Annotated in this window: 22 protein-coding genes, 1 tRNA gene and 1 rRNA gene; 12 read left to right on the forward strand and 12 right to left on the reverse strand. The window is 71.6% G+C overall.

What is annotated here, in order from left to right:
- The 3 genes from rrf to AC57BS_RS17690 form a co-directional block, all read left to right on the forward strand.
- A 5S ribosomal RNA gene (rrf, locus tag AC57BS_RS17680) occupies positions 1-114 on the forward strand; the annotation flags it as partial.
- Positions 115-229: 115 nt separating this feature from the next.
- Complete coding sequence (locus tag AC57BS_RS17685) at positions 230-1,204, forward strand: tetratricopeptide repeat protein (RefSeq protein ID WP_496412762.1); 975 nt, start codon at positions 230-232, stop codon at positions 1,202-1,204.
- 148 nt (positions 1,205-1,352) lie between these two features.
- Positions 1,353-1,880 carry a DUF3145 domain-containing protein gene (locus AC57BS_RS17690; RefSeq protein ID WP_496412763.1) on the forward strand — a complete coding sequence of 176 codons (528 nt, stop codon included), beginning with the start codon at positions 1,353-1,355 and terminating at the stop codon, positions 1,878-1,880.
- A 4-nt stretch (positions 1,881-1,884) separates the two neighbouring features.
- Here the strand turns inward: AC57BS_RS17690 and AC57BS_RS17695 are convergent, their stop codons facing one another.
- From AC57BS_RS17695 to AC57BS_RS17725, 7 genes are all read right to left on the reverse strand, one after another.
- Positions 1,885-2,325, reverse strand: coding sequence for a hypothetical protein (locus AC57BS_RS17695; protein ID WP_496412764.1), 441 nt, complete (start codon positions 2,323-2,325; stop codon positions 1,885-1,887).
- 65 nt (positions 2,326-2,390) lie between these two features.
- On the reverse strand, positions 2,391-3,821 hold the full coding sequence (locus tag AC57BS_RS17700; RefSeq protein ID WP_496412765.1) for an acyl-CoA carboxylase subunit beta: 1,431 nt from the start codon (positions 3,819-3,821) through the stop codon (positions 2,391-2,393).
- Between the two features lie 19 nt (positions 3,822-3,840).
- Positions 3,841-5,091 (reverse strand): beta-ketoacyl-ACP synthase II, encoded by a 1,251-nt coding sequence (fabF, locus tag AC57BS_RS17705; RefSeq protein ID WP_496412766.1) that lies wholly within the window; start codon positions 5,089-5,091, stop codon positions 3,841-3,843.
- 90 nt (positions 5,092-5,181) lie between these two features.
- Positions 5,182-5,427: an acyl carrier protein gene (locus AC57BS_RS17710; protein WP_129456799.1), complete on the reverse strand. Its 246-nt coding sequence runs from the start codon at positions 5,425-5,427 to the stop codon at positions 5,182-5,184.
- Between the two features lie 61 nt (positions 5,428-5,488).
- Positions 5,489-6,502 (reverse strand): beta-ketoacyl-ACP synthase III, encoded by a 1,014-nt coding sequence (locus AC57BS_RS17715; protein ID WP_496412767.1) that lies wholly within the window; start codon positions 6,500-6,502, stop codon positions 5,489-5,491.
- Positions 6,502-7,686 (reverse strand): acyltransferase domain-containing protein, encoded by a 1,185-nt coding sequence (locus tag AC57BS_RS17720; RefSeq protein ID WP_496412768.1) that lies wholly within the window; start codon positions 7,684-7,686, stop codon positions 6,502-6,504. The genes AC57BS_RS17715 and AC57BS_RS17720 overlap by 1 nt, the downstream gene beginning before the upstream one ends.
- A gap of 80 nt (positions 7,687-7,766) precedes the next feature.
- The gene (locus AC57BS_RS17725) at positions 7,767-8,939 is read right to left on the reverse strand and encodes a PucR family transcriptional regulator (protein ID WP_496412769.1); all 1,173 of its coding nucleotides are present in this window, start codon (positions 8,937-8,939) and stop codon (positions 7,767-7,769) included.
- A 149-nt stretch (positions 8,940-9,088) separates the two neighbouring features.
- Here AC57BS_RS17725 and AC57BS_RS17730 point away from each other — a divergent pair, with 149 nt between their 5' ends.
- The gene (locus AC57BS_RS17730) at positions 9,089-10,075 is read left to right on the forward strand and encodes an alpha/beta fold hydrolase (protein ID WP_496412770.1); all 987 of its coding nucleotides are present in this window, start codon (positions 9,089-9,091) and stop codon (positions 10,073-10,075) included.
- Between the two features lie 16 nt (positions 10,076-10,091).
- Here the strand turns inward: AC57BS_RS17730 and AC57BS_RS17735 are convergent, their stop codons facing one another.
- Entirely contained in the window at positions 10,092-10,475 is a 384-nt protein-coding gene (locus AC57BS_RS17735) for a VOC family protein (protein WP_496412771.1), read from the reverse strand.
- Between the two features lie 105 nt (positions 10,476-10,580).
- On the opposite strand from AC57BS_RS17735, the gene AC57BS_RS17740 reads away from it, so the two are divergent.
- The gene (locus tag AC57BS_RS17740) at positions 10,581-11,387 is read left to right on the forward strand and encodes a helix-turn-helix domain-containing protein (protein ID WP_496412772.1); all 807 of its coding nucleotides are present in this window, start codon (positions 10,581-10,583) and stop codon (positions 11,385-11,387) included.
- A gap of 99 nt (positions 11,388-11,486) precedes the next feature.
- On the opposite strand, the gene aceE is transcribed toward AC57BS_RS17740, so the two are convergent.
- Positions 11,487-14,255 carry a pyruvate dehydrogenase (acetyl-transferring), homodimeric type gene (gene aceE, locus AC57BS_RS17745; RefSeq protein ID WP_496413227.1) on the reverse strand — a complete coding sequence of 923 codons (2,769 nt, stop codon included), beginning with the start codon at positions 14,253-14,255 and terminating at the stop codon, positions 11,487-11,489.
- Between the two features lie 261 nt (positions 14,256-14,516).
- Here aceE and AC57BS_RS17750 point away from each other — a divergent pair, with 261 nt between their 5' ends.
- From AC57BS_RS17750 to AC57BS_RS17775, 6 genes are all read left to right on the forward strand, one after another.
- Positions 14,517-14,915 carry a DUF3052 domain-containing protein gene (locus AC57BS_RS17750; protein WP_496412773.1) on the forward strand — a complete coding sequence of 133 codons (399 nt, stop codon included), beginning with the start codon at positions 14,517-14,519 and terminating at the stop codon, positions 14,913-14,915.
- Complete coding sequence (locus tag AC57BS_RS17755; protein ID WP_496412774.1) at positions 14,912-16,561, forward strand: AMP-binding protein; 1,650 nt, start codon at positions 14,912-14,914, stop codon at positions 16,559-16,561. Before AC57BS_RS17750 ends, AC57BS_RS17755 begins: the two co-directional genes overlap by 4 nt.
- Entirely contained in the window at positions 16,558-17,043 is a 486-nt protein-coding gene (locus AC57BS_RS17760; protein WP_496412775.1) for a peroxiredoxin, read from the forward strand. Before AC57BS_RS17755 ends, AC57BS_RS17760 begins: the two co-directional genes overlap by 4 nt.
- 147 nt (positions 17,044-17,190) lie before the next feature.
- Positions 17,191-17,262 (forward strand) — tRNA-Val (locus tag AC57BS_RS17765).
- A 126-nt stretch (positions 17,263-17,388) separates the two neighbouring features.
- Entirely contained in the window at positions 17,389-17,778 is a 390-nt protein-coding gene (locus AC57BS_RS17770; RefSeq protein ID WP_496412776.1) for a hypothetical protein, read from the forward strand.
- Between the two features lie 24 nt (positions 17,779-17,802).
- Entirely contained in the window at positions 17,803-18,702 is a 900-nt protein-coding gene (locus AC57BS_RS17775) for a serine/threonine-protein kinase (RefSeq protein WP_496412777.1), read from the forward strand.
- On the opposite strand, the gene AC57BS_RS17780 is transcribed toward AC57BS_RS17775, so the two are convergent.
- Genes AC57BS_RS17780 through AC57BS_RS17790 form a run of 3 tightly spaced genes read right to left on the reverse strand, consistent with a single transcriptional unit; the run spans position 18,699 to position 21,217 of the window.
- Positions 18,699-19,379, reverse strand: coding sequence for a response regulator transcription factor (locus AC57BS_RS17780; protein ID WP_496412778.1), 681 nt, complete (start codon positions 19,377-19,379; stop codon positions 18,699-18,701). The two genes, AC57BS_RS17775 and AC57BS_RS17780, sit on opposite strands and share 4 nt — an antisense overlap.
- Before the next feature lie 37 nt (positions 19,380-19,416).
- Complete coding sequence (locus AC57BS_RS17785; RefSeq protein ID WP_496412779.1) at positions 19,417-20,871, reverse strand: sensor histidine kinase; 1,455 nt, start codon at positions 20,869-20,871, stop codon at positions 19,417-19,419.
- Positions 20,828-21,217 (reverse strand): hypothetical protein, encoded by a 390-nt coding sequence (locus AC57BS_RS17790; protein WP_496412780.1) that lies wholly within the window; start codon positions 21,215-21,217, stop codon positions 20,828-20,830. The genes AC57BS_RS17785 and AC57BS_RS17790 overlap by 44 nt, the downstream gene beginning before the upstream one ends.
- 150 nt (positions 21,218-21,367) lie before the next feature.
- Between AC57BS_RS17790 and AC57BS_RS17795 the strand changes: the two genes are divergently transcribed.
- Complete coding sequence (locus tag AC57BS_RS17795) at positions 21,368-22,909, forward strand: AMP-binding protein (protein WP_496412781.1); 1,542 nt, start codon at positions 21,368-21,370, stop codon at positions 22,907-22,909.
- Positions 22,910-22,912: the final 3 nt, after the last annotated feature.

Consider the following 22,912-nt stretch of genomic DNA (forward strand, 5'->3'; position numbering starts at 1 on the left):
GCGGCCATAGCGAAACGGGAAACACCCGGTCCCATACCGAACCCGGAAGTTAAGCCTTTCAGCGCCGATGGTACTGCAACCGAGAGGTTGTGGGAGAGTAGGACGCCGCCGGACAAACATTTGGCAGGGGCCACCAGGAATCTGGTGGCCCCTGTGCCATTTCATGGCGTGGAGTGAGTACGGTTGCCCCGGGGACGGGGGCCGACGCAGGAAGAAGGAGAGTGCGGCTGTGGCCGAGGACCGTCGAGGACAGCGTCCGGCACGAGGTGGATCCGGTGCGGGGCGAGGCAGCTCGTCCGGTGGCGGCCGCAGTGGCTCCTCGCCCCGCGGGCGCGGCGCCCGCGACGACCAGCCCCCCGGCAGGGGCGGCTCGTCGCGAGGCGGATACCAGGGTGGGAAGTCCACCGGCGGGAAGCCCTCGGGCGGAGCGTCCGGCGGCCGGCCCGGGGGCAAGCGTCCCTCGAGCTCCGACCAGCGGGGATTCCGCGGGCGTACGGAGGAGAAGCCGCGCACCACGGACCAGGCCGCGTACGACGGCCCCGACCTGCCCGAGGACATCACCGGTGCCGAGCTCGACCGCGGTGTGCGCGCCCAGCTGAAGGGCCTGCCGGAGAAGCTCGCAGCCCGCGTGGCGCGCCACCTCGCAGCGGCGGGCACGTTCATCGACGATGACCCGGAGCTGGCCTATCGGCACGCCCTCGCTGCCCGCGCTCGCGCGTCGCGCATCGCGGTGGTGCGTGAGGCTGCGGGGGAGACCGCCTACGCTGCCGGGCACTACGCCGAGGCGCTCTCGGAGCTGCGTGCCGCGAAGCGGATGAACGGTGCGACGGACTACCTGCCCATCATGGCGGACTGCCACCGGGCGCTGGGCAACCCGGAGCAGGCGATCAAGCTGGCCAAGAGCCCGTCGGTCGCCAACTTCAGCTCCGAGGCCAAGGCTGAGATGACGCTGGTCGAAGCGGGAGCGCGGCGCGACATGGGGCAGCTCGACGCTGCGCTGCGTACGCTCGAGCTCGCACCGCTGACGTCGAAGAGCCGATCTGCGTGGGTGGTGCGGCTGCGCTACGCGTACGCCGACACGCTCGAGGCAGCCGGCCGTGACGCCGATGCGCTCGCCTGGTTCCACCGCACGCACGCGATCGACTCCGACGAGCTCACCGACGCCGCCGAGCGCGCGGACCTCCTGGAGCGCCGGCAGTCCTGACCGACCGGCGCGACATGCTGGCGTTCCGGCGCCACATGGGCCACAATGGGGTCACTAATCACATACGTGTCACTCGACTCTTGTTGAGCACTGACGACAGACCGCTGGGGAAGGCGCATCTGGAGCGTCGGAACTCAAGGAGGTCACGGTGACCACACGCATTGCTTCCCGCCCGGACGGCCCGGGTACGAGGGGCATTCTTTACGTGCACTCTGCTCCCTCCGCCCTCTGCCCGCACATCGAGTGGGCCGTGGGTGGAGTCCTCGGGGTTGCCGTCTCGCTCGACTGGACGCCTCAGCCTGCCCAGCCGGGTTCCTACCGCGCGGAGCTGTCGTGGACCGGCGCAGCCGGCACCGCCGCCGCTGTCGCGTCGGCGCTGCGCGGCTGGAACCACCTGCGCTTCGAGATCACCGAGGAGCCGACGAGCTCGTCAGAGGGCACCCGGTTCTCGTGCACGCCCGACCTGGGCATCTTCCACGCCATCACCGGGCCGCACGGAGACATCCTCATCCCCGAGGACCGGCTCAGGGCCGCCGTGGTCAAGGCAGCGCTGGGCGACACCACGCTCCTGCTCGAGATCGACAACCTCCTCGGCAAGCCGTGGGACGACGAGCTGGAGACCTTCCGCCACGCGGGCGAGGGTGCCCCGGTGCGGTGGCTGCACCAGGTGGTGTGACGACCTACCGGTTGCGCTTGCGCAGCCGGAACGTCTCGGTGACCCGCACCGAGGTCTCGCTGGCGGTCCCCTCGTAGGACGTGAGCACGCCCATCAGCGTGAAGCGCCCGGGCGCCGTCGCCCCGCGGCACAGCCGATAGGTCAGCACGCCGGACTCGGGGTCGTTGGGGCCGATCAGGGACTGCGCGTTGACGCCCCGGCCGTTGCGGTCCTGCATGGTGATGTCGAAGGTCCAGTCCTCCGACTCCGTGGTGACCGAGTAGGCGTACGCATAATCCTTGCAGCCCCGCTTCAGACGACCGTCGGGGGCGCTGAGGGCGCCTGACAGGACGACCGGGTCGGCCTGGACGGGAGACTCGTCGCCGGGATCGGTGGGCAGGGGGAGTGGCAGGGGGAGCAGGCTCGTCGCGGTCAGCGCGACGGTCGCGAGCAGGGTCGACAACATGACACCTCCGAGGGGTTCGAGGTGTCCAACGACCCACTGTGACGTGCGTTACGTCGGGACCGGCCTCAGAGCGGGATGTTGCCGTGCCGTCCGCGTCGTACGCCGGCCGTGTCGATCTCGTGGCGCATCGCGTGGGCGATCGCGCTCCGGGTGCGGCTGGGCTCGACGACCTCGTCCACGACGCCGATCTCGACGGCCTTGTCGACGCCGCCGGCGATGCGTTCGTGCTCGGCTGCGAGCTCCGTCTCGACCTGCGGGCGGATCTCGGGCGACACCTCGGCCAGCTTGCGGCGATGCAGGATGCGGATCGCGGCCACGGCTCCCATCACCGCCACCTCGGCACCGGGCCACGCCAGCACGCGCGTGGCGCCGAGCGAGCGGGCGTTCATGGCGATGTAGGCGCCGCCGTAGGTCTTGCGGGTCACCAGCGTCACCCGCGGGACCACGCACTCGCCGAAGGCGTGCAGCAGCTTGGCGCCACGGCGTACGACTCCGTCCCACTCCTGGCCCACGCCGGGGAGGTATCCGGGGACGTCCACGAGCACGATCAGTGGCACACCGAAGGCGTCGCACATCCGGACGAAGCGGGAGGCCTTCTCGGCCGACAGCGAGTCGAGGCAGCCGCCGAGGCGCAGCGGGTTGTTGGCCACCACGCCGACCGTGCGTCCGCCGAAGCGTCCGAGTGCGGTGACGATGTTGGGCGCCCAGCGGGCGTGCAGCTCCTGCATCGTGCCCTCGTCGAGCACTCCCTCGACGAGGGGGTGCACGTCGTAGGCGCGCTTCTTGGACTCCGGCAGGAGAGCCTCGAGGTCGCGGTCCTCGACGGCGTCGACGTCGAGGCTGTGCTGGGCCCCGAGGAGGGAGGCGACCGTACGGGCCCGGTCGAGGGCCTCGCGCTCGGACTCGGTGAGGATGTGGACGACACCGGAGCGGCGGCCGTGCGGCTCGGGGCCGCCGAGGCGCAGCATGTCGACGTCCTCGCCGGTGACTGAGCGGACCACGTCGGGACCGGTGACGAAGATGCGGCCCTCGGGGCCGAGGATGACCACGTCGGTGAGTGCGGGGCCGTAGGCCGCGCCGCCCGCGGCGGGACCGAGGACCACCGAGATCTGCGGGATCACGCCCGACGCCTGGGTCATCACCTGGAAGATGCGGCCCACGGCGTGGAGGGAGAGGACGCCCTCGGCCAGGCGGGCGCCGCCGGAGTGCCAGAGCCCGATGATCGGCACGCCGTCGGTGATCGCCCGGTGGTAGGCGTCGACGACCACGCGGCACCCCAGGTCGCCCATGGCGCCGCCCATGACGGTGGCGTCGCTGCAGAACGCGACCACGGAGGTGCCGTCGACGCGTCCCACCGCTGCCAGCATCCCCGAGTCGTCGTCGGGGGTGAGCAGCTCGAGCGTGCCCTCGTCGAAGAGGGCGGTGAGGCGGTGGACCGGGTTGCGGGGGTCCTCCTCGCGGGAGAGCCTCGCGGGCCTGGCGGCGGTGGTCGTCATCTATGGTCCTTCGGAGTGCTCAGACGCTGCTGAAGGCGACCGCGACGTTGGCGCCGCCGAAGCCGAAGGAGTTGTTGAGCGCGACGATGTCGCCCTCCGGGAGGTCGCGTCGCGACGTCGGGATGTCGAGGTCGACCTCGGGGTCCTTGTCGTCGAGGTTGATCGTCGGTGGGCTGACCCGGTCGTGCAGGGCCATCACGGTGGCGACGGCCTCGAGGGCGCCGGCGCCGCCGAGCAGGTGGCCGGTCATCGACTTCGTGCTGGTCACCACGCAGCGGTCGACGTGCTCGCCGAGGACGGCGTGCAGCATGAGGCCCTCGGCGATGTCGCCCTTGGGCGTGGAGGTGGCGTGCGCGTTGACGTGGACGACGGTCGCGGGGTCCACGTCGCCCTCGCGCAGCGCCATCTTGATGGCACGGGTGCCGCCGCGACCCTCGGGGTCGGGCTGGGCGATGTCGTGGGCGTCGTTGCTGATGCCGGCGCCGCGCACCTCGGCGTAGATCTTGGCGCCGCGGGCGCGCGCGTGCTCCTCGGACTCGAGGACCAGGATGGCTCCGCCCTCGCCGAGCACGAAGCCGTCGCGCGCGGTGTCCCAGGGGCGCGAGACCCGCGTCGGGTCGCCACCCTCCTCGCTCCCGGTCTTGGACAGCGCCATCATGTTGGCGAATGCGGCCATCGGCAGCGGGTGGATCGCGGCCTCGGTGCCGCCGGCGAGCACCACGTCGGCGCGGCCGAGGCGGATCATGTCGATGGCCATGGCGATGGCCTCGTTGCCGGACGCGCAGGCCGACGTGGGCGCGTGGACTGCTGCCCGGGCGCCGTACTTGAGGCTGACGTTGGCCGCCGGCGCGTTGGGCATGAGCATCGGGACCGCGAGCGGGGACACCCGGCGGGCACCCTTCTCGAGGAGCGTGTCGTAGTTGGCGAGCAGGGTGGTCACCCCGCCGATGCCGGACGCGACGGCCACGGCAAGGCGCTCGGGCTCGAGGCCGGAGCCCTCGAGGCCGGCGTCTGCCCACGCCTGCTCGGCGGCGACCATGGCGAACTGGCTGGACCGGTCGAGGCGCCGTGCCTTGACGCGGTCGAGCACCTCGGACGGCTCGACGGCCACGCGGCCACCGATCTTCACCGGCAGCTGCTCGACCCACTCGTCGGTGAGGTGCGAGATGCCGGAGGTGCCGGCCAGCAGGGCCTGCCACGTGGAGGCGACGTCGCCTCCGACGGGGGAGGTGGTGCCGAGGCCGGTGACGACTACGCGGGTCGAGGGCATTGGATGGGGTTCCGTTTCTCGCGGGGTTCGGGGGGTTCCTGGGTCACGGGGGCCGGGCTGGACGGCGGCCCCCGTGACGTGGGAGAGGGCTCAGCCCTGGGCGCGCTCGATGTAGGCGACGGCGTCGCCGACGGTCTTGAGGTTCTTGACCTCGTCGTCGGGGATGGTCACGCCGAACTTCTCCTCGGCGGCCACGACGACCTCGACCATGGAGAGCGAGTCGACGTCGAGGTCGTCCACGAAGGACTTGTCCAGCTGGACGTCGTCGGCGTCGACGCCGGCGACCTCGTTGACGATGTCGGCGAGGTCAGCGCGGATTTCTTCGGTGGTGGCCATGGGCCTTCCCTTCTTGTTGGGGGTGGTGCTTGGGGTGGTCTGGAACCGGGGTGGTCCGGGGCTAGGGGACGGTGACGACCTGGGCGGCGTACGAGAGCCCGGCGCCGAACGCGATGAGCAGAGCCGTGTCACCGGACCTGGCCTCGCCCTCGGCGATCATCCGATCGAGGGCGAGCGGGACCGATGCTGCCGAGGTGTTGCCCTGGTCGGCGACGTCACGGGCGATCCGTACGGTGTCGGGCAGCTTCATGGACCGTGCCATCGCGTCGATGATCCGCATGTTGGCCTGGTGCGGGACGAAGACGTCGAGCTCGTCGAGGCCGATGCCTGCGCTGTCGAGCGCCTGCTGGCCGATCTTGGCCATGGCGAAGGACGCCCAGCGGAACACCGGGTTGCCCTGCATCACCAGGTGCGGCATCACGCCGCTGCCGGGGACCTCGGGGCTGCCGACGACGTCGCGCCAGTCCTCCCGCTGCCGGATCAGGTCGAACTGCTCGCCGTCGGAGCCCCACACGACCGGACCGATGCCCGGGGTGTCGCTGGGTCCGACGACCGCCGCGCCCGCGCCGTCGGCGAAGATGAAGGCGGTGCCGCGGTCGGTGAGGTCGAGGATGTCGGTGAGGCGCTCGACCCCGATGACCAGGACGTGGCGGGCGCTGCCGGCGCGGACGAAGTCGGAGGCGAGCGAGATGCCGTGGCAGAAGCCCGAGCAGGCCGCCGAGATGTCGAAGGCGGCCGCCTGGTTGGTGCCGAGCTCGTGCGCGATGGCGGTGGCGACGGCCGGCGTCTGGAGCAGGTGGCTGACCGTGGCGACGACCACGCAGTCGATCTGGCCGGCATCGAGCCCGGCGCGCTCGAGGGCGATCCGGGACGCCTCGACCGACATCATCTGGACCGACTCCTCAGGACCGGCCCAGCGGCGGGTCTTGATGCCGGAACGCTGCTGGATCCACTCGTCGCTGGAGTCGATCGCGTCGACGACGTCGGCGTTGGGGACGACGCGGACGGGGCGGTAGGCGCCGATGCCGAGGATGGCCGCGTGGGGCGCCCCCGTCGTGGTGGTGATCGTGGCCATCAGCTCGAACCTTCCGGGTGCAGGCGCAGCAGGGGCTGGCCGGGGGAGACCAGGTCGCCGTCCTCGACGAGCCACTCGACGACCGAGCCGCCGTGCGGGGCGGTGATCTCGGTGCGGTCGCGCAGGCTGGCGACGGCACCGATCACGACGCCGGGCTCGAGCACGTCGCGCTCGACCGCCTCGGACGAGAGGTGGAACGTGCCCTTCGCCGGGGACACGATCATGCGCCACGTGGGCGTGGTCTCGATCATCGACGCCTCGCCGTGCTTGTCGCAGAACTCGCGGGCGGCGTCGAGCTGGTCGGGAGTCTTGAGGGCGAAGGTCTCGACGCCCTTGAGGGCCCGCTTGGCGATGCCGGTGAGGGTGCCGGCCGGCGGCATCTCGAGGATGCCGGTGACGCCGAGGTCGGACATCGTCTCCATGCACAGGTCCCAGCGCACCGGGTTGGCGATCTGGCCGACGATGCGGCGCAGCACGTCGCGACCGTCGTGGACGACCTGGCCGTCGCGGTTGGAGATGACCGGCGTGCGTGGGTCGTGGGTCGAGACCGACCGGGCGAGCGAGGCCAGCCGGTCGACGGCCGGACCCATGTGACTGGTGTGGAACGCGCCGGCGACGCTCAGCGGCATCAGGCGGGCCTTGGCCGGGGGATCCTCGGCGAACGCGGCGAGCTGCTCCATCGTGCCGGCGGCCACGACCTGGCCGGGGCCGTTGTCGTTGGCCGCGGTGAGGCCGTGGCGCTCGACCGAGGCGAGGACCTCCTCGCGGTCGCCGCCGAGGACGGCGGTCATCCCCGTGGCGGTGATGGCCGCGGCGTCCGCCATCGCGTTGCCGCGCTCGCGCACCAGGACCATCGCCTGCTCGGCGGTGATCGCACGGGCGCCGGCCGCCGCAGTGAGCTCGCCGACGCTGTGCCCGGCGACGGCGCCGATGCGGGAGAACGCGTCGGCCGGGTGCGGGAAGAGGTCGAGCGCCGCGATCAGGCCGGTCGCGACCAGCAGGGGCTGGGCGACCTTGGTGTCACGGATGGTCTCGGCGTCGGCCTCGGTGCCGTAGTGGGCCAGGTCGATGCCGGCCACGGTGGCCAGCCAGTCGAACCGCGCCGCGAAGACGGGGTCCTCCAGCCAGGGCGTGAGGAAACCTGGGGTCTGGGCCCCTTGGCCTGGGGCGACGATGACGAGCACGGGACCCACTCTGCCGCTTCCACGACGAGGGTCGCGGGTCAGACGCCGACGAAACTCACCCCCAGATTTTTGTAGGGTTCCTACAGTTCCGTACGACCCGACTGGCGCCCTAGGATCAGCGCCAGCTGGAGGGTGAACGCCTCGCGCGGCCGGGTGGGCGACCAGCCGGTGACGTCGGTGACCTGACGGAGCCGGTAGCGCACCGTGTTGGGGTGCACGAAGAGCGCGCGGGCGGTCGCCTCGATCGACGAGCCGTGCTCGAACCAGGCGCCGAGGGTCTCCAGCAGCGTCCCGCGCATGGCCATGAGCGGCAGGTAGACCTCGTCGACCAGGTGGCGTCGCGCGTGGCCGTCGCCGGCGAGGACGCGCTCGGGGAGGAGGTCGCGGCTCGACACCGGGCGCGGTGCGTCCGGCCAGCCGCTGGCCGCGCGGTGCGCCGACAGGGCTGCCCGCGCCGATGCGCTGGCATGGGCCAGGTCGGCGGTGACCGGGCCGACGACGACCGGGCCGTCGCCGAAGTGGTCGAGCAGCCTCGTCGCGGCCGGGAGCGGGTCGCTCACACCGCCAAGCACGACGACCAACCGGTCGCCCTGGATGGCGCACAGGGCGTCCATCCCTCCGGCTCGGGCGGAGCGGCGTACGGACTCGAAGACGTCGAGCTCCGCGCGGTGGGGCGGCACGGCGCCCAGCACGACCGCGACGTCGCCGTGGGCGCCCCAGCCCAGCGCGCTGGCCCGGGAGAGCACGGTCTCGTCGGCCTCGGCCCGGACCACGGCGTCGACGACCAGCGCTTCCAAGCGTGCGTCCCAGGCGCCGCGGGACTCCGCGGCCCGGGCGTAGACGGCGGCCGTGGCGAACGCGACCTCGCGGGCGTAGAGCAGCACGGCGTCGTGGACCTCGCGGGCGTCCTCGGGGTCGAGCAGGGCGTCGATGGTGGTCTCGACGACCCGGATGCTGAGCCGCACCAGCTCCACGGTCTGCTGGAGCGAGATGACGCCGGTGAGCTCGCGCGGTGCCGCCCCGAAGACCACCACGTCGAGGGGGTCGTGCGCCGAGGCCTCGACCTCCTGGTCGTACCAGTCGACGAAGCCCCGGATGCCGGCCTGCACGATGAGCCCGACCCACGAACGGTCCTGGGCACTGAGGTCGTCGAACCAGGGCAGGTCGGTCGACATCCGGCCGGTCGCTGCGGTGCTCAGTGCCCCCGTCGAGTTGCGCAGGGCCTCGGCGGCGCGGCGTCGGGACGGAGACATGGAGCGACTCTAGTGGGGGCCGGCGCGTAGTGGGATTCCCACGAACGCGGGCCCGAGGTCACGACTTGGCATCGGCGCCGGGCCGGCAGTGGCGAGGGTGGCGGCATCTGGTTGAATCCGGCACCTGCCCCCGCCCCGTTGGAGTCCCCGTGCCCCGTCGCACCAGCCCGCACCTGCAGCACGTCACCGTGCACGGTCACCGTCGCGCGTACGTCCGCATGGGCTCCGGGCCGGTCGTGCTCCTGCTGCACGGCCTGGGCTGCGACCACACCACGTGGGCGCCGGTCATGGAGTCGCTGGCCCGCACCCACACCGTGATCGCGCCAGACCTGCTCGGCCACGGGTCCTCGGACAAGCCGCGTGCCGACTACAGCGTGGGCGGCTATGCCAACGGCATGCGCGACCTGCTGACCGTGCTGGGCGTCGACTCCGCGACCGTGGTGGGCCACAGCTTCGGCGGAGGGGTGGCGATGCAGTTCGCCTACCAGTACCCCGAGCGGACCGAGCGCCTGGTGCTGGTGGCCTCGGGCGGGCTGGGGCCGGACGTCAGCCCCGCCATCCGCGCCATCACCACGCCCGGCTTCCACCAGGTGATGGGGGTGCTCTCCGCACCCGGCCTGCGGCACGTCACCACGGCGACCATGCGGCTGCTCGCCCGCAGCCGGATGCCCCAGGTGCGCGACCTCGGCGAGGTCGCCGACATCTATGACTCGTTCAAGGACCCGCGCACCCGCGCAGCCATCCGGCACGTCGTCCGCGCCGTCGTCGACTGGCGCGGCCAGATCGTCACGATGTCCGACCGCGCCTACCTCACCGAGGCCATGCCCATGTGCGTCATCTGGGGTGCCGACGACATGGTGATCCCGGTCAGCCACGCCAGCAACGCGAGCGCCCTCGCGCCGTCCGCCCGCATCGAGGTCGTCCCGAACGCGGGACACTTCCCGCACCGCGACCACCCCGAGCGGTTCGTGAAGATCGTCCGCGACTTCATGCGGTCCACCGAGCCGAGCCGCTACGACCGCGAGCGGTGGCGCCAGCTGCTGGACGAGGGCGCCCGGGTGGCGCCGGTGCAGGCCGAGGCGGGGGAGTCACCGCTCGCCCCGGTGCACTCCGTACGACGCGCGTCGAGCGCCTGAAGGGCCCCGGCCCGGGCTAGCTCCAGCTCGCGGCGTCGGTCAGGCAGAACGGGTGGCCGGCCGGGTCGATCAGCACCCGCCAGGTCTCACCGGGCTGCGGGTCCGCCAGCCGGGCGCCGAGCCCGACCGCGCGCCCTGCTGCGGCGTCGAGGTCGTCCACGGCGAGGTCGAGGTGGAACTGCTTGCGGCCACCCTCGTCCGGCCACGCCGGGGGCCGGTGGCCCTCGACACGGCCGAGCCCCAGCGCAGGACCGCCGCCGGGCGCGGTGAGCATCGCGTAGTCCTCGCTGCTCGCGGCCACCTCCCAGCCGAGGAACGTCGACCAGAACTCGGCGGACGGCGCGACCTCCGCGCAGTCCAGGGTCACCATCGCGATGCGTACGGTCTGCTCCTCGCCCACTGTCTCTCCTGTGCTCGTACGTCGTGGTCCCGACAGTGTCGGCCGCGCCGGGAGGCCGGGGCTTGGACAAAGGCGACAAATGCTGGCGGGGCCTAGGCTGGCGGGGTGCCCTCCCGATCCGGCCGCGTGCAGGCTGCCGTCGTGCGGCCCAGCCGGGCGGAACGGCGCATCGAGGTGGGTCGGGCCGACCCCGGCAACGATCTCGCCGACCTCGTGGACTACTTCTGGTGGGTCCGCTGGGACGTGCCCGACCCGTACGACCAGGAGGTCGTGCCGCGGCCGGTCGTGCACGTCTCGGCCGAGGCCGTCGCGGGCGGTCCTCGGCTCCTCGTCCACGGTGTCCACCCGCGCATGTTCCGCCGTCGTCTCGAGGGGGTCGGTCACACGGTGGCGGCGGGATTCCGTCCGGCCGGGTTCCGTCCGTTGCTCCGCGGTGACGTGGGGGCGCTGGAGGGGAGGGAGGTGCCGGCGTCCGAGGTGCTGGGCCTCGACGACCGGGCGGTGGCGGACGAGGTGCTCGCCTGCGACCGCCCGGAGGACGGCGCAGCAGTGCTGGGCCGGTGGCTCGCCGGGCTGCCCCGCGAGGACGACCCACTGGTGGGCCGGCTGGCTGCCCTCGTCGAGCGGGCCGAGGAGGACACGTCACTCGTGCGAGCCGACCAGCTGGCCGACCTGGCGGGGGTGAGCCTGCGGACGCTCCAGCGCTGGTTCCGCGGGCACGTCGGGATCGGCCCGAAGTGGGTGGTGCAGCGCTTCCGGCTGCTCGACGTCATGGCCGCCGCCCACGGCGAGGAGGACGTGGACTGGGCCGCGCTGGCGGTGCGGCTGGGGTACGCCGACCAGTCCCACCTGATCCGGGCCTTCACGCAGCTGGTGGGCCACCCTCCCGCGTCCTACGCGCGGGAGGCGTGAGTCCACCCCACGACGTTCTCGTCCTCCCCCGCTTCGCTCCTCCGGCCGACAACGCCGCAGGGACCCCGGTGACCCACCAGTGGCCGGACGAGCGACGCCTCAGGCGTCCCCGCCCTCCTGCTCGATGTCCTTGGTCGCGGTCGGGTCGTCGATCCGGTAGCGCCCGGCGGCCTCGACGACCTTCTCCACCGGCACCTCGCCGGCGTCGGCGAGGGCCTGGAGGGCCTGCACGACGACGCTGACGGCGTCGATGTGGAAGAAACGACGGGCGGCGGGGCGGGTGTCGGCGAAGCCGAACCCGTCGGCACCGAGGACTCGGTAGTCGGCCGGCACCCAGCGCGCGATCTGCAGCGGGACGGCGCGCATGTAGTCGGACACCGCGACGACCGGACCTTGCACGCCCGCGAGCTTGTCGCTGACGTAGGCGGTGCGCTTGTCCTCGCCCGGGTTGAGCAGGTTCCACTGCTCGGCGGCTGCGCCGTCGCGGGCGAGCTCGTTCCAGGAGGTGACCGACCACAGGTCGGCCTGCACGCCCCAGTCCTCGGCGAGCATCCGCGCGGCGTCCTCGATCCACGGGTAGCCGACGCCGGACGCCATCAGCTGGACCCGCGGGCCCTCACCGTCGGCGGTCGAGACCCGGTGGATGCCCTTGAGGATGCCCTCGACGTCGACGTCGGACGGCTCGGCCGGCATGGAGACCGGCTCGTTGTAGACGGTGAGGTAGTAGATGACGTTCTCGCCGTCACCGTTGGGCCCGCCCGTGCCGTACATCCGCTGGAGGCCGTCCTGCATGATGTGGCTGATCTCGTAGGAGAAGGCCGGGTCGTAGTGGACGACGGCCGGGTTGGTCGCCGCGATCAGCGGCGAGTGGCCGTCGGCGTGCTGGAGGCCCTCACCGGTGAGCGTGGTCCGTCCGGCGGTGGCACCGATGAGGAACCCGCGGGCGAGCTGGTCGGCCATCGCCCAGATCGAGTCGCCCGTGCGCTGGAACCCGAACATCGAGTAGAAGATGTAGAACGGGATCATGTGCTCGCCGTGCGTGGTGTAGGCCGAGCCGGCGGCGGTGGCCGAGGCCATCGCGCCCGCCTCGGAGATGCCCTCGTGCAGCATCTGGCCCTGCGCGGACTCCTTGTAGGAGAGCAGCATCTTGCGGTCGACCGAGTCGTACTGCTGGCCGCCGGGGTTGTAGACCTTGGCGCTCGGGAACATCGAGTCCATGCCGAAGGTGCGGTACTCGTCGGGCGCGATCGGCACGATCCGCTCGCCGATCTCCGGGTCCTTCATCCAGTCGCGGAGCAGCCGGACGACGGCCATCGTCGTGGCGAACTTGTTCTTGCCGGAGCCCTGCTTGAGCTCGGCGTAGAGCTCGTCGCCGGGCAGCTTGAGCGCGGTGGCGCGGTTGACGCGGCGCGGCACCGAACCGCCGAGGGCCTGCCGGCGCTCGAGCATGTACTCGATCTCCGGGGACTCCGCGCCGGGGTGGTAGAACGGCGCGCCGCCGGTCTTCTCGTAGGACTCCTCGAGGTCGCGGTCGCTGATCGGCAGGTACAGCCGGTCGCGGAACTTCTTGAGGTCCGGAAGGGTGAGCTTCTTCATCTGGTGGGTGGCGTTCTTGCCCTCCAGCGCGTCGATGGTCCAGCCCTTGATGGTGTGGGCGAGGATCACCGTCGGCTGACCGGTGTGCTTGGTCGCGGCGTCGAACGCCGCGTAGACCTTGCGGTAGTCGTGGCCGCCGCGGGGCAGCTTCTCGATCTGCGTGTCCGACATGTGCTCGACCATCTTGCGCAGGCGCGGGTCACCACCGAAGAAGTTCTCGCGGACGTAGGCGCCGTCCTCGGTCGAGTAGGTCTGGAACTGCCCGTCGGGGGTGGAGTTCATCTTGTTGACGAGGACGCCGTCGACGTCCTTGGCGAGGAGGGCGTCCCACTCGCGACCCCACACGACCTTGATGACGTTCCAGCCGGCACCGCGGAAGTTGGCCTCGAGCTCCTGCATGATCTTGCCGTTGCCCGTGACCGGGCCGTCGAGCTGCTGGAGGTTGCAGTTGATGATCCAGGTGAGGTTGTCGAGCTCCTCACGCGCGGCGACGCGGATCGCACCGAGCGACTCGGGCTCGGCCATCTCGCCGTCGCCCATGAACGCCCACACGCGCTGCTGCTTGGTGTCCTTGATGCCGCGGTTGTCGAGGTAGCGGTTGAACCGGGCCTGGTAGATCGAGCTGATGGCGGTCAGGCCCATCGAGACCGTCGGGAACTCCCAGAAGTCCGGCATCAGGCGCGGGTGGGGGTAGGACGGGAGACCGGCGCCCTTGCCGTGCTGGACCTCCTGGCGGAAGCGGTAGAGCTGCTCCTCGCTCAGCCGGCCCTCGAGGAACGCGCGGGAGTAGATGCCCGGCGAGCCGTGGCCCTGGATGTAGAGCTGGTCGCCACCGCCCTCGTGGTCCTTGCCGCGGAAGAAGTGGTTGAAGCCGACCTCGTAGAGGCTGGCGGAGGACTGGTAGGTGGCGATGTGGCCGCCGACCTCGAGGCCCTTGCGGTTGGCCGAGGACACCATGACCGCGGCGTTCCAGCGGATGAACGCGCGGATCCGGCGCTCGACCTCCTCGTCGCCGGGGAACCAGGGCTCGCGCTCCGGGGGAATGGTGTTGATGTAGTCGGTCGAGCGCAGGGCCGGGACCCCGACCTGCTTCTCGCGCGCGCGCTCGAGGAGGCGGAGCATCACGTAGCGGGCCCGGTCACGGCCCCGGTCGTCGAGCATCGCGTCGAAGGACGCGAGCCACTCCTGGGTCTCGTCGGGGTCGATGTCGGGCAGCTGGGTGGGGAGTCCCTCGTGGATCACCGACACGATGGGCTGGCCCTTGTCGGACATGGAGGTGGACTTCTCGGCGTCACTCACCCGCTCATCGTGTCACGCGAGCCCGCCCCACGAAATCTACCCGCGGGTAGTCCCGCAAAGGCGGGCATCCGGGGTCGCTGCCCGTTCGTCGGGCGGGACGGGGTTGCGGCTCCTGCCGTGTTCCTGTGGACTGTGCGCAACCATGCCCGACCAAGTGGCTGTCCAGCCAGCTGATCGGGCGCACCCGGACATTGGAGGCAATGCGTGAGCTCGACGGTGGGCGACTCTGCCCCGGTGACAGGCACGGGGGACCGGCTCGGGCTCAAGCCCGGCATGGTCGTCCAGGAACTCGGCTGGGACAACGACACCGATGACGAGCTGCGCGTCGCGGTCGAGGACCGCATCGACGCCGACATGGTCGACGGTGACTACGGCAACGTGGTCGACGCCGTGCTGCTGTGGTGGCGCGACGACGACGGCGACCTCGTCGACGGCCTCGTCGACGCGTTGACCGACCTCGTCGGCGGCGGCTCGATCTGGTTGCTGACCCCGAAGGTCGGACGGCCCGGGACGGTGGACGCCGCGGACATCTCCGAGGCCGCGCCCATCGCCGGGCTGTCGCAGACGACCACCGCGGCGGTCAGCAAGGACTGGCAGGCCACCCGGCTGGTCGCTCCGAAGACTCCCGCGTGAGCCCTGACCTCTCGACGTCCCTCGCGGCCCGGGCTTCCGGGGTCGCCACGACGCTCGGCGTGCTGGGGCGCGCCGGCGTGATCCGCCCCTATGGCCCGCGCACCCTCGTCGACATCGGGCGGGTCGTGCTGCGCTGGGGCACGGGCCCGGCCGGCGGGTTCGCGACGCTTGCCGCCCGCGCGCCCCACCAGGTCGGCGTCGTCGACGAGCTCGGTGAGCTGACCTGGGGGGAGCTGCACCGCCGGTCCAACTCCCTGGCGCGCGCGCTGTCCGAGCGCGGGGTGCGCGAGGGGGACTCCGTGGCGGTGATGTGCCGCAACCACCGCGGCTTCATCGACGCCTCGATCGCCGTCGCCAAGCTGGGCGCCGACATCCTCTACCTCAACACCGCCTTCGCGGGTCCGCAGCTGGTCGACGTGCTCGAGCGCGAGGCGCCGAGCATGGTCATCCACGACGAGGAGTTCATCGGCCTGCTCGCCGGTGCCCGGGTCGAGCGGCGCGTCCTGGCGTGGACCGACGGCGACCCCGGCTCCGCGGAGACCCTCGAACGGCTCGTGTCCGCCCACGACGAGGCTGACCTGCACCCACCGCAGCGGCACGCCCGGATCGTGATCCTCACCTCCGGCACCACCGGGACGCCCAAGGGCGCCCCGCGCAAGGAGGCCGGCATCGACGCGGCCGTGTCGCTCCTCTCGCGGATGCCTTTGCGGGCGGGGTGGCGTACGCACATCGCGGCGCCGCTCTTCCACACGTGGGGCTTCGCGCACCTCGCCCTCGCGATGCTGCTGGGCTCCACCGTCGTGCTCCGGCGCACCTTCGACCCGGAGGCGGCCCTGCGGACCGCACAGGACGAGCGGTGCCAGTCGATGGTCGTGATCCCGGTGATGCTCCAGCGGATGCTCGCGCTCGACCCGGAGGTGCTCGACGGGATCGACCTGTCCCGCGTCGAGGTCGTCGCCTCGTCCGGGTCCGCGCTGCCCGCGACGCTCGCCCGGGCCTGGATGGACCGCTTCGGCGACAACCTCTACAACATCTACGGCTCGACCGAGGTGGCGTACGCCTCGATCGCCACGCCGGAGGACCTGCGCGCGGACCCGACGTCGGCCGGCAAGCCGCCCCACGGGACGGTCGTGAAGATCCTCGACGAGGCCGGTCGCGAGCTCCCCCGGGGCGAGACCGGGCGGATCTTCGTCGGCAACGGGCTGCTCTTCGAGGGCTACACCAACGGCGGGTCCAAGGAGGTCGTGGACGGCCTGATGTCCTCGGGCGACGTGGGCTACTACGACGAGGCCGGCCGACTCCACGTGGCGGGCCGTGACGACGACATGATCGTCTCCGGAGGGGAGAACGTCTTCCCGCAGGAGGTCGAGGACTGCCTGGTCACCCACGAGCAGGTGGGGGAGGTCGCCGCAGTGGGTGTCGCAGACGAGGACTATGGTCAGCGCTTGCGCGCCTTCGTGGTGCGCACCGGCGAGGTGTCGGAGGACGAGCTGCGCGACCACGTGAAGGCCAACCTGGCGAGGTTCAAGGTGCCCCGCGAGATCGTGTTCCTCGACGAGCTGCCCCGCAACGCCACCGGCAAGATCCTCAAGCGGGAGCTCGCCGAGTGGGACAACCACCAGAAGGACGGCGAGGAACCAGCGTGACCTGCGAAGGACTGTGCATCGGCGACGAGGCACCCGACTTCACGCTCCGCGACCAGTTCGGCCAGGACGTGGGGCTCAGCGACTTCCGCGGTCGCAAGGCGGTCGTGCTGATGTTCTTCCCGTTCGCGTTCACCGGCGTGTGCACGGGGGAGCTGTCGGGGGTCCGCGACCGTCTCGACGAGTTCCTCACCTTCGACACCGAGGTCCTAGCGATCTCCTGCGACTCCGTCTACGCGCTGCGCACCTTCGCCGAGTCGGAGGGACTCAACTTCCCGTTGCTGTCGGACTGGTGGCCGCACGGCGCAGTGTCGACGGCCTACGAGGTCTTCGACACCGGCCGCGGCGCGCCCCGGCGCTCGTCGTACGTCGTGGACCGCGAGGGCCGGCTGCGGTGGGCGGTGCACAACGCCAACCCGGACGGTCGGGACCTCGACGAGCACCTCCGCGAGCTGCACGCCGCCCTCGAGACACACCTGGTCTAGACAGATCTGGATCGTTTTCCCGGATTCTTGGAACCACCCTTGGACCGGGGTGTAATCTTCATCGTGTTGAGCCGCTGGTGACCCGAGACGCCAGCGGCTCAACTCATTTCTCCCGCAGGTGCCGGGTCCCGTAGGGTGTGCCACTGCGCGTCGGTAGCTCAGCGGTAGAGCACTCGGTTTACACCCGAGCGGTCGGCGGTTCGAAACCGTCCCGACGCACCCGGTCCCCCACCTCGACAACCGTGCATGAGAGCCCTCTCATCGGCGCCTCACGGTCGGCTCACGGCGGGCCGCCAGTCTTCTCGTACACCGGGGCCGCACCGGCCCCCGACGAGAGGAACCACGATGAGGAAGATCCTTCCCACCACCCTGCTGGGTGTCGCCGGTCTGACCGCCTTCGGCCTGATCGGGATGTCGTCGCCGGTCGTCTCCGCAGGCAGCGACGAGGCCGCCAAGCGCGAGGACGACGCGCCGTCGCTGGTCCTGGTCGCCGACGACGACGATGACGACACGAACGACGACGATGACGACACGAACACCAACAGCCCGTCGTACACCGACCAGAGCCGCGACACCAACGACAACACCAACAGCCGCGTCACCGACGTGAGCCGCGACCGCGACAAGAGCCGTGGCGACAAGACCCGCGACTGGACCCGCGACGGTGGCGACCGCACGCGCGACTGGTCGGCCAACAAGACCAACGACCGCAGCCGCAACGACACCCGCGGCTGACCGGCGCGGTCAGGGAGGGGCGAGATGGGCACGCACGACGACGGCTGGCACCTGGACGAGGGTGAGCTGCTCGCGCCCGGGCTGGGCGCGCTGCGCCGGCTCGGCGGAGGAGCCGCCTACGAGGCCTGGCTGTGCTTCGACGAGGTGACCTGGTCGCCCGTGGTCGTCAAGGTCCTGCGCCCCTCCCAGGTCGAGGACGAGTCCTCCCGGCGCGGGCTGCGCCGGGAGGTCCTCGCCCTCGCCACGGTCAACCACCCCGTGGTGGTCCGCGGGCTGCGCGACGGACAGGACGGTGACCGCCCGCACGTCGTGCTGGAGCACATCGACGGCCCACGCCTGTCCAGCCTGATCCGCCGATACGGGCGGCTCCAGGAGCAGCAGTACCTGCCGCTGGCGATCGACGTCGCCGCGGCCCTGCACTACTTCCGCCACATCGGCTGGACCCACCTCGACATCAAGCCGAGCAACGTCATCATGGGCGCCCCGGCGCGGCTCATCGACCTGTCGGTCGCTCGCCCGGAGGAGGACGCGCGACGCCTGCGCCACCCGATCGGCACCGACGCCTACATGGCACCCGAGCAGTGCGACCCCGGAGCCTCGCACGAGCACGGCGGTCCCGTGCCGTCCTTCGCGTCCGACGTGTGGGGACTCGGCGCCACGCTGTTCCACGCCGTCGCCGGCCGCAGGCCCTTCGAGCACGGCGACGCCGACGCACGCGACGTACGCCGGCGCTTCCCGCAGCTCGTCGACGCGCCCGTCGCGCTGCCCGACGACGTGCCCCCGGTCGTCGCCGAGGTGATCGCGGCGTGCCTGCGCGTCGACCCCGACGCGCGCCCGCTGCCGCACGAGGTGGCCGAGGCGCTCGAGCCCGTGCTGGCCGGCCTGCCGCGCGGCTCGCTGGCCGGCTTCAAGATCCGGGGCTAGGAAGATCCGGAGTTGAGCCGGTAGCCGACGCCGCGGACGGTGGCGATCGACCCGGTGCCGAGCTTCTTGCGCAGGTAGCCGACGTAGACGTCCACGACGTTCGAGCCGGGGTCGAAGTCGTAGCCCCACACCAGGTCGAGCAGCTGCTCCCGGGTGAGGACCTGGCCGGGGTTTAGCAGGAAGATCTCGGCCAGCGCGAACTCGCGGGCCGACAGCTCGGACTCGCCCTGGGGGCCGGAGATGCGGCGCGTACGCCGGTCGAGGCGCAGCGTGCCGACGACGAGGTCGTCGCCGCTGGCCGGTGTGTCCGCCGGGGCCAGGGAGCGCAGCCGGAGCCGGATGCGCGCCATCAGCTCGGCGAACCGGAAGGGCTTGGCCATGTAGTCGTCGGCGCCGCTGTCGAGCGCGGTGACAGTGTCGGTGACGGAGTCGCGGGCCGTGAGGATGATGACCGGCATGCGGCTGCCCTGCGAGCGGAGCTGGTCGAGCACCTCGAAGCCGTCCATGCCGGGCAGCCCGATGTCGAGCACCATGAGGTCGAAGCGTCCCGACAGCGCCTCGTCGAGTCCGCTCGGACCGTCGGCCGCCACGGTCGGCTGGTGGCCCTCGGCGCGCAGGCCCTTGGCCACGAACGAGGCGATCCGCTCCTCGTCCTCCACGATCAGGATCTGGGCCACGTCGTCTCCTCGCTCGTGTGCGTGCTCGTCCCACTGCTCATCCGGTCATCGTCCGCGTCGGCAGGACGATCTCGACCTGCGCCCCGTGGGGCTCGGCGTCGGTGATCCGTACGGTGCCCCCGTGGGCCTCGGTGATGGCGCTGACGATGCTCAGCCCGAGCCCGAAGCCGTCGTCGCCCGCCCGCACGTGGCTGCGGCCGAACCGCTCGACCACGGACTCCCGGTCCTCGGGCGGGATGCCGTCACCGGTGTCGCGGACCCAGAGCCGCACGTCGCCGTCGTCGAGGGACGAGCCGATCGCCACCACGGCGCCCGGGTCGGTGTGCTTGACCGCGTTGTCGGCGAGCTGCAGCAGCGCCTGGGTGATGCGCTGCTCGTCGAGCACCGTCCGGCCCCGCGCCATGGCGTCGAGCTGCCAGTCACGGTCGCCCAGCGCCGTCGCCTTGGCCAGCACGGACTGGGTGAGCGCGGTCAGGTCGACCTCGCCGAGGACCAGGAAGTCGGGACGTCGGCTCTTGGCGAGCAGCATCAGGTCGCCGACGAGGCGTGACATCCGGTCGACCTCGTCGAGGAGCAGCTCGCGGGTCTGGGCGAGCTCGTCCGGGTCTTCGCCGTCGAGCAGCTCGAGGTGTCCGCGGACGACGGTGAGCGGGGTCTTGAGCTCGTGGCCGGCGTCGTCGAGGAACTGACGCTGTGCCGCGAAGCCGCCGTCGAGGCGCTCCAGCATGCCGTTGATGGTGCGGGTGAGCGCGGTGATGTCGTCGTTGCCGCGCTCGGGGATGCGCCGCGAGAGGTCCGTGGCGGTGATCTCGCGGGCGGTGCTCTCGAGGGTGCGCAGCGGCGCGAGCAGGCGGCCGGACTGGAAGGCGGCGATGGTGGTGATCAGGCCGAGGGAGAGCAGCGCGATCAGCGTGTAGGTCTGCAGCGTGCCGTTGAGCTCCTCGTGCTCGTCGCGCAGGAAGTTGACGATGACGAGGGCACCGTCGCCCTGCGCGTTGGTGACCGGCACGAGGGTCACCCACGTCTCGCCGAAGGTCGGCGAGTCGATGATCCGGGTGCCGCCGACCCCGGCGAGGTCGGCGAGGGCCTCCTGGTACGCGGGCTCGTCGAGCACCTCCTGGCCGTAGCGGTTGACGGTGCGCTCGGGGATCTCGCCACGCACGTAGCCGACGAGCATCTCGTCGTCGTCGGGCACGTTGCGGGTGAGGAAGACGTTGAGCACGCGGCCGACGTCGTCGAACGGCTCGCCGGTGTTGGGGTCCCGCTTCAGGTTGCGGAACTCCGCGATCTCCTGGCTGATCTGCGAGGTGACCTGTCGCTCGATGCGCGCCGACTCCAGGGCGTACACGAGCAGGCCCGCGCCCGTCATCGCGGCGGCCGTGAGGACGGCGATGACGACGGTGATGCGGGTCCGGACGGAGACACGCGTGGAGCGGCGACGGGCACCTTCAGTCGTCCCCGTCGGTCCGCTCGTCGTCGGTGTCGTCATCATCAGGCCCGTCGTCGTCCCACTCGTCGTCGTCATCCTCCCCGACCGGTGTCGGCTTCGGTGTCACGACGCGGGCGTCGTCGCCCCCGTCCCGGTCGGAGCCGTCGCGCCGGCGGTCCCGGTCGCCGTTCCCGTCGCACTCTCCCCGGCGCTCGCGGTCGCCGCTGGAGGTGGGTTCGGGGACAGGCGGTGCCGGTGTCTCCGGCTCGTCGGCCGGGGCGTCGCGCAGGATGACCGGGCTGTGGTCGGCGGGCGGGGGTGTCCCGGGTGAGGCCAGCGACCCGGCGACGTAGGCCGTCACCGGCACCACGACCGCCAGGAGCAGCAGCGCCCTGGTCACCTGTCCCATGCCGGTGATCGTGGCCGTCGATCGTGGCGGGTGCGTGAGACGCGGATGAGAAGGCTCTTAGGATCCGTTCGTCGCGGCCGAGGTGCCGTCCGTCGCAGCACGCTCGGCGACCCTCTCGTCGTCGTGGGTGACGCGTGCCACAGTGGGCGCATGATCGTCCCCTTCAGCGTCACCGACTTCATCGAGCGTGCTGCGGCCGTCTACGGCGAGCGGCCAGGGTTCGTCGACGAGCCCGACCAGCCGGCCGAGTCGCTGGGCACCCTGACCTACGCCGAGGCGTACGCCCTCTCTCGCCGGCAGGCAGCGAGGCTCGACGAGCTGGGCTTGGAGGTCGGCGACCGCGTCGCGGTCCTGAGCCACAACTCGGCGCGGCTGCTGACGTCGTTCTTCGGCGTGTGCGGGTCGGGCCGGGTCCTGGTGCCGATCAACTTCCGCCTGCGACCCGACGAGATCTCCTACATCGTGGCCCACTCCGGTGCGCGGGTGCTCTACGTCGACCCCGAGCTCGTCGACTCGGTCCGCGACATCGACGTCGAGCACCGGTTCGTGCTGGGCGAGGACGAGTCGATGTTCGCCGCGCCCGGGGTCGAGCCGCGTGAGTGGGAGCCCGACGAGAACGCGACCGCGACGATCAACTACACCTCCGGGACCACGGCGCGGCCCAAGGGCGTGCAGCTGACCCACCGCAACCTGTGGACCAACGCGGTGACCTTCGGCCTGCACGCCGGGGTCAGCGATCGCGACGTCTACCTCCACACGCTGCCGATGTTCCACGCCAACGGCTGGGGGATGCCGTTCGCGATGACCGGCCTCGGGGTGCCGCAGGTGGTGCTCCGCAAGGTCGACGGCGCCGAGATCCTGCGGCGGGTCGAGCAGCACGGGGTGACCGTCATGTGTGCGGCGCCAGCAGTCGCCGCCGCGGTGCTCGACGCGGCGCAGGAGTGGGAGGGCGAGATCCCCGGCCGGGACCGGGTGCGGATCATCATGGCCGGCGCCCCGCCGCCGACGAAGACGGTCGTGCGCGTCGAGGAGGAGCTCGGCTGGGAGTTCGTGCAGATCTACGGCCTCACCGAGACCTCGCCCCTGCTGACGGTCAACCGTGGTCGCGCCGAGTGGGACGACCTGCCCGCGGAGGAACGGGCGGCGAGGCTGGTGCGGGCGGGGGCGCCGGCCATCGGCGTACGCCTGCGCACGGACGAGCACGGCGAGGTGCTGGCGCGCTCCAACGTCATCCTCGAGGGCTACTGGGAGCGGCCCGACGAGACGGAGAAGGCGCTGGTCGACGGGTGGTTCCACACCGGCGACGGGGGAGTGGTCGGCGACGACGGCTACCTCACGATCAGCGACCGCAAGAAGGACGTCATCATCACCGGCGGCGAGAACGTCTCCTCCATCGAGGTCGAGGACGTGCTGTTCTCCCACCCGGCCGTGGCCGAGGTCGCGGTCATCGGCGTGCCCAGCGAGAAGTGGGGCGAGACGATCAAGGCGCTGGTCGTGCTGGCCGACGGCGCGAGCGGCAGCCCCGAGACGGAGGCCGAGCTGATCGCCTGGTGCAAGGACAAGGCGGCCGGCTACAAGGCGCCGACGTCGATAGAGTTCCGCGACGAGCTGGCCCGCACGGCGACCGGCAAGCTGCAGAAGTTCAAGCTGCGCCAGCCCTACTGGGAGGGTCAGGGGCGACAGGTCAACTAGTCC

Source organism: Nocardioides sp. BGA-UO-ETr-FS32, from assembly GCF_059567905.1.

Coding starts and splice junctions, on each gene's coding strand:
- AC57BS_RS17695 (WP_496412764.1), bottom strand. CDS start 2,325: ATGTTGTCGACCCTGCTCGCGACCGTCGCGCTGACCGCGACGAGCCTG.
- AC57BS_RS17700 (WP_496412765.1), bottom strand. CDS start 3,821: ATGACGACCACCGCCGCCAGGCCCGCGAGGCTCTCCCGCGAGGAGGAC.
- fabF (WP_496412766.1), bottom strand. CDS start 5,091: ATGCCCTCGACCCGCGTAGTCGTCACCGGCCTCGGCACCACCTCCCCC.
- AC57BS_RS17710 (WP_129456799.1), bottom strand. CDS start 5,427: ATGGCCACCACCGAAGAAATCCGCGCTGACCTCGCCGACATCGTCAAC.
- AC57BS_RS17715 (WP_496412767.1), bottom strand. CDS start 6,502: ATGGCCACGATCACCACCACGACGGGGGCGCCCCACGCGGCCATCCTC.
- AC57BS_RS17725 (WP_496412769.1), bottom strand. CDS start 8,939: ATGTCTCCGTCCCGACGCCGCGCCGCCGAGGCCCTGCGCAACTCGACG.
- aceE (WP_496413227.1), bottom strand. CDS start 14,255: ATGTCCGACAAGGGCCAGCCCATCGTGTCGGTGATCCACGAGGGACTC.
- AC57BS_RS17770 (WP_496412776.1), top strand. CDS start 17,389: ATGAGGAAGATCCTTCCCACCACCCTGCTGGGTGTCGCCGGTCTGACC.
- AC57BS_RS17775 (WP_496412777.1), top strand. CDS start 17,803: ATGGGCACGCACGACGACGGCTGGCACCTGGACGAGGGTGAGCTGCTC.
- AC57BS_RS17785 (WP_496412779.1), bottom strand. CDS start 20,871: ATGATGACGACACCGACGACGAGCGGACCGACGGGGACGACTGAAGGT.
- AC57BS_RS17790 (WP_496412780.1), bottom strand. CDS start 21,217: ATGGGACAGGTGACCAGGGCGCTGCTGCTCCTGGCGGTCGTGGTGCCG.
- AC57BS_RS17795 (WP_496412781.1), top strand. CDS start 21,368: ATGATCGTCCCCTTCAGCGTCACCGACTTCATCGAGCGTGCTGCGGCC.